This is a genomic window from Micropruina sp., assembly GCF_027492755.1.
Lineage (GTDB): Bacteria > Actinomycetota > Actinomycetes > Propionibacteriales > Propionibacteriaceae > Micropruina.
Map to the genome: position 1 here is coordinate 1 of NZ_JAPUED010000103.1, position 4,924 is coordinate 4,924.

General features: G+C 68.1%; 5 protein-coding genes. 4 read left to right on the forward strand and 1 reads right to left on the reverse strand.

The window, feature by feature from the left end; translation table 11 throughout:
• Window positions 1-449, reverse strand: a 449-nt coding sequence (locus Q0066_RS07045; protein ID WP_298131492.1) for a UbiA family prenyltransferase, incomplete at its 3' end; no start/stop codon positions are given.
• Between the two features lie 135 nt (window positions 450-584).
• Here Q0066_RS07045 and tal point away from each other — a divergent pair.
• The 4 genes from tal to pgl all read left to right on the forward strand — a co-directional run bounded on the left by tal (window position 585) and on the right by pgl (window position 4,906).
• Window positions 585-1,673, forward strand: coding sequence for a transaldolase (gene tal / locus Q0066_RS07050; RefSeq protein WP_298131494.1), 1,089 nt, complete (start codon window positions 585-587; stop codon window positions 1,671-1,673).
• 103 nt (window positions 1,674-1,776) lie between these two features.
• Window positions 1,777-3,234: a glucose-6-phosphate dehydrogenase gene (gene zwf, locus Q0066_RS07055; RefSeq protein ID WP_298131515.1), complete on the forward strand. Its 1,458-nt coding sequence runs from the start codon at window positions 1,777-1,779 to the stop codon at window positions 3,232-3,234.
• An 8-nt stretch (window positions 3,235-3,242) separates the two neighbouring features.
• A complete protein-coding gene (locus Q0066_RS07060) occupies window positions 3,243-4,175 on the forward strand; it encodes a glucose-6-phosphate dehydrogenase assembly protein OpcA (protein WP_298131496.1) in 933 nt (310 codons plus the stop codon).
• Window positions 4,172-4,906, forward strand: coding sequence for a 6-phosphogluconolactonase (pgl, locus tag Q0066_RS07065; protein ID WP_298131499.1), 735 nt, complete (start codon window positions 4,172-4,174; stop codon window positions 4,904-4,906). The genes Q0066_RS07060 and pgl overlap by 4 nt, the downstream gene beginning before the upstream one ends.
• The last annotated feature ends 18 nt before the right edge of the window (window positions 4,907-4,924 follow it).

Genomic DNA, 4,924 nt, shown 5'->3' on the forward strand with positions numbered 1-4,924 from the left:
ACGATGTTCTGCGAGGTGCGCCGCTTCAGGCCCATCGTGTAGACGAAGACGTAGTAGGCGTTGGCCGTCATGGCCAGGGACGCCGACAGCCAGTTCGCTCCGAACCCGAGCGTCACCGCGGCCAACACGCCCAGCACCGCACCGAAGACGTAGGCACGGGCCGGCGGCACGCTGTTCAGCGCCATCGGACGCCGCCGGGTGCGCCGCATCTCGGAGTCGATGTCGGCGTCCAGCACCGAGTTGAAGACGTTGGCGGAACCCGCCGCCAAGGTGCCGCCGACGAGCGTCCAAACCACCTTCTGCCATTCCGGCACACCGCCTGCGGCCAGGAACATGGCGGGTACTGTGGTGACCAGCAACAGCTCGATGATCCGTGGTTTGGTGAGCGCGACATAGGCCCGCAGGGAGCCCGAAGCCGTGGCAGTAACCGTCGGCGCCGATGAGTGCATCCCCGTCGTCTCCTCCTCGCTCGGATCGCGAGCAGTCTAGCCCTTCCCCACCATGCAGGAACACGGCCACGACTAGAGTGCCCCTGAACCGTCGCCGCACGCGGGGACAACCCTACGAACAGGAGTTGATCGACAATGAATGATCGTCTGAAGGCTTTGGCGGACGCGGGAGTGAGCATCTGGCTCGACGACCTCTCGCGGGCGCGGCTGACCAGTGGGAATCTGGCGCAGAAGATCGCCGATGACTCCGTGTCCGGCGTGACCACCAACCCGACGATCTTTGCCGCCGCACTGACCAACGGCGCCGACTACGCCGAGCAGCTGCGCTCGCTGGGCGACGTGGACGTCGACACCGCGATCAAGCAGCTGTGCTCCACCGATGTGCGCAACGCCTGCGACCTGTTCGCCGACGTCTACAGCGCTTCGAAGGGCTACGACGGCCGGGTCTCCATCGAGGTCGCGCCGACGCTGGCCAACGACACCGACGGCACCATCGCGCAGGCTTCCGAACTGCACGGCCTGGTGGGTCGCGAGAACGTGCTGATCAAGATCCCCGCCACCAAGCCGGGCCTGCCCGCCATCCAGGCCTCGATCGCCGCCGGCATCTCGGTCAACGTGACGCTGATCTTCTCCGAGGCCCGCTACCGCGAGGTGATGGACGCCTACCTGTCCGGCCTGGAAGAGGCCGCCGAGGCCGGTCGCGACCTGTCCAAGATCCACTCGGTGGCGTCGTTCTTCGTGTCCCGGGTGGACGCCGAGGTCGACAAGCGCCTCGCTGCCGCCGGCCGCACCGATCTGCAGTCCAAGACCGCGATCGCCAACGCCCTGGTCGCCTACGGCGCCTTCGAAGAGGTGTTCGGCTCCGACCGGTTCAAGGCATTGCAGGCCAAGGGCGCCAACGTGCAGCGTCCGCTGTGGGCCTCCACCGGCACCAAGGACCCGAATCTGCCCGACACCCTCTACGTCACCAACCTGATCGCCGACGGCGTGGTCAACACCATGCCCGAGAAGACCATGGACGCCTTCGGCGACCACGGCGAGCTCGGCGCCTCGATCGTCGGTCAGGCCGCCGCCGGTCAGGCCGTCCTCGACGAGGTGACCGCGGTCGGCGTCGATCTCGACGACGTCTACCAGGTCTTGGAGGACGAAGGCGTGGAGAAGTTCATCGTTTCCTGGCACGAACTCGTCGCATCGGTCGAGAAGGCAATTGCCTCCGTCAAGTGATTCGCGCCACGATGGGCCGGTGAGCGAACCGAGAACGTCCGCCAATCCCCTTCGCGATCCGCAGGATCGCCGGTTACCCCGCATCGCCGGGCCTTGTGCCCTGGTGCTGTTCGGAGTGACCGGCGATCTGGCCCGGAAGAAGTTGATGCCGGCGGTCTACGACCTGGCCAACCGCGGGCTGCTGCCGCCCGGCTTCGGGCTGATCGGCTTCGCCCGGCGCGACTGGGACGGCGAGGACTTCGCCAAGATCGTCCACGACTCGGTCAAGGAGCGCGCCCGGACGCCGTTCCGCGAAGAGGTGTGGAAGCAGCTCCTGGAGGGCATCCGGTTCGTCTCGGGCACTTTCGACAGCGACGAATCGTTCCTGCTGCTGAAGGAGACCCTGAAGGAGCTCGACGAGAGCCAGGGCACCGGCGGCAACCACGCCTTCTACCTGTCGATCCCGCCGAAGGCGTTCGATCAGGTGGTCTCGATGCTGTCCAAGCACGGCCTGGCCAAGCGCGACACCAAGGACGCCTGGAGTCGCGTGGTGATCGAGAAGCCGTTCGGCCACGACCTGGCCAGCGCGATCGAGCTGGAGCGCCGGGTCTCATCGGTCTTCCACTCCCAGTCGGTGTTCCGGATCGACCACTATCTGGGCAAGGAGACCGTGCAGAACATGCTGGCGTTGCGCTTCGCCAACCAGCTGTTCGAGCCGATCTGGAACCGCAACTACATCGACCATGTGCAGATCACGATGGCCGAGGACATCGGCATCGGCGGCCGGGCCGGCTACTACGACGGTGTCGGCGCGGCCCGCGACGTGATCCAGAACCATCTGCTGCAGCTGCTGGCGCTGACCGCCATGGAAGAGCCGACCTCGTTCGACGCCGAGCAGTTGCGGGCTGAGAAGAAGAAGGTGCTGGCGGCGGCCCGTCCGCCCCGGGACATCGCGGCGCACACCGCCCGGGGTCAGTACCTCGGCGGCTGGGCCGGCGGCCAGCTGGTCAAGGGCTATCTCGAAGAGGACGGCATCGACCCGAAGTCGCAGACCGAGACCTATGCGGCGATCCGGGTCGACATCGACAACCGGCGCTGGGCCGGCGTCCCGTTCTATCTGCGTTCGGCCAAGCGGATGCCGCGACGGGTGACCGAGGTCGCGCTGAACCTGCGTCCGGCGCCGCACCTCCCGTTCAGCCACACCGACACCGAGGCGCTCGGCAGCAACGCGCTGGTGATGCGGATCCAGCCCGACGAGGGCATCACGCTGCGGTTCGGCGCCAAGGTGCCGGCCACGCTGATGGAGATCCGCGACGTCACCATGGACTTCGCCTACGGCACCTCGTTCGCCGAATCCAGCCCCGAGGCCTACGAGCGGCTGATCCTGGACGTCCTACTGGGCGACCCGCCGCTGTTCCCGCAGCACGAGGAGGTCGAGTTGGCGTGGAAGATCCTCGATCCGATCCTGGACTTCTGGGCCGAGCTGGACACCCAGCCGGAGGGCTACCAGTCCGGCTCGTGGGGTCCGCCCTGCGGCAAGGCCATGCTCGCCCGCGACGGCTTCGTCTGGCGCCGGCCCTAGGAGGATCGATGATCATCAACGTTCCCGACACCACCGCCACCGGGATCCACATGGCGCTGGTCGAGGCCAGGCACAACATCGGCGTCGCCTCGTCCATGGTCTTCACCATGATCGTGATCGCCGACGGACGCCACTACGACCGTGCCCTGAAGGCGTGCGAGGACGCCGGCCGGGAGCACCCGTCCCGGATCATCCTGGTCACCAACGGCGACGCCGACGGCGACCACGTGGACGCCGAGATCCGGCTCGGCGAGGAGGTGCCCGGCGAGATCATCTCGTTGCGCTTCCACGGCCAGCTGACCGAGCACCGCGCGTCGGTGGTGCTGGCGCTGCTGTTGCCCGACTCACCGGTGGTGGCGTGGTGGCCCGGCAGCGCCCCCGCCAAGCCCGGACAGGATCCGCTGGGCAAGCTGGCCGCCCGCCGGATCACCGACGCGATGGGATCGTCCCGGCCGTTGGCCGCCATCGAGCGGCGGGCCCGCAACTACTCCCCCGGCGACACCGACCTGACCTGGACCAGGCTGACCCCCTGGCGGGCGCTGCTGGCGTCCGCGCTGGACTCCTACCCGGCGAAGATCACCGGGGCGTCGGTGGAGGCCGGTCCCAACAATGCGGCCAGCATGCTGCTGGCGGCATGGCTGGAGGATCGGCTGAAGGTGCAGGTGGAGAGCAGCGAGGGCGGCAAGGGCATCGGCATCACCAACGTCACCCTGCACACCAGCAAGGGCGACATCGTGATCGCCCGCGAGGACGGCCGGATGGCCACCTTCTCGGCACCCGGCCTGCCACGCCGGCAGGTGGCGCTGCGTCGCCGCGACATCGACGCGTTGATCACCGAGGAGTTGCGACGCCTGGATGTCGACGACATCTTCGCTTCCGCGATGCGGGTGCTGGTCGAGCGCTGCGAACGACGCGATGCGGAGAAGGCGACGAACGCGTGAACGATCAGGTTCTGCGGTTCTCCGGAGCCGAGGACCTCGCCGAACAGGCGGCGGCCCTCCTGGTCGCCCGGATCGTCGCGATCCAGGCCGATCCCGAACGGGTCGTCCAGCTGTGCCTCACCGGCGGCCGGATCGCGCAGCGCATCTATGAGGGCTTCGGACGCCGCGTCGACGGCTCCGGGGTCGATCCAGGGCGGCTGGAACTGTGGTGGACCGATGAGCGGTTCACCTCCACCGACGACCCGGCACGTCATGCCGGTGTGGCGCTGGCCATGATGGCCGGTCAGTTCGCCCTCGATCCGGCCCGGACGCATCCGATGCCGTCCGCCGACGGCGTGGCCGATGCCGATGCGGCCGCGGCCACCTACACCAAGGAGCTCGGCGACGTCGTCTTCGACATCTGCCTGCTGAGCATCGGCCCGGAGGGGCATGTGGCCAGCATCTTTCCCGATCATCCGTCGTTCGATCCGCAGAGCGGCCAGACCGTGATCGGGCTGACCGACTCACCCAAGGGTGAGGATGATCGGGTCTCGCTCACCGTGCCGGCGCTCAACCGTTCCCACGAGGTGTGGTTCCTGCTCAGCGGCCTCGACAAGGCGGACGTCGCTGCCAGCGCGATCGCCGGCTGCGCGGAGATCCCGGCGGGCGTCGTCCGTGGTGCCGACGACACCCTGTGGTTCATCGACCGCGACGCCGCCGCCGAACTCCCCTGGTTCCACTGCGCCCTGTAGGGCACGCGACCCGGGCAC